Origin of the sequence: Streptomyces sp. WM6386 (assembly GCF_000972385.1) — a bacterium.
Classification (GTDB): domain Bacteria; phylum Actinomycetota; class Actinomycetes; order Streptomycetales; family Streptomycetaceae; genus Streptomyces.
The window spans coordinates 1-326 of sequence record NZ_JXTE01000744.1 but is presented as its reverse complement, the minus strand read 5'-3'; the positions used below and the strand labels follow the sequence as shown (position 1 = coordinate 326).

1 pseudogene is annotated in these 326 nt (G+C 75.5%); it reads right to left on the bottom strand.

Going from position 1 to position 326, the window contains the following annotated elements:
* Window positions 1-326, bottom strand: a pseudogene (locus TN53_RS43490) (hypothetical protein); the annotation flags it as partial.

Here is a 326-nt window from a genome sequence, read left to right as displayed (position 1 = left end):
CGGGCGTCCTCGCGGACCGTGTTGCCCCACACCCGCGCCTGCTGGCGGGCGTCCTCGCGGTAGCGCGAACCGCCCTCTCGGCCCCGGCGGGTGTTGGCGGGCAGCCCGACGGTGGCCCCGTACACCATCCGGCCGCCGCGGTGGAGGATGCGGTAACCGCGGTAGCGGACCAGCCGGTTGTGAGCCCGTGTCGACAGCAGGGTGCGGTCCGAGTTCTGGTCGTGCAGCACCCGGCCGGTCGTGCGGTCGACGACTTGACCGTCGTCGTTGCGGTAGCGGTCCGGAGGCCCGCCGGGCCGACGCGGCCCCCGACCCCCCCATTCGGC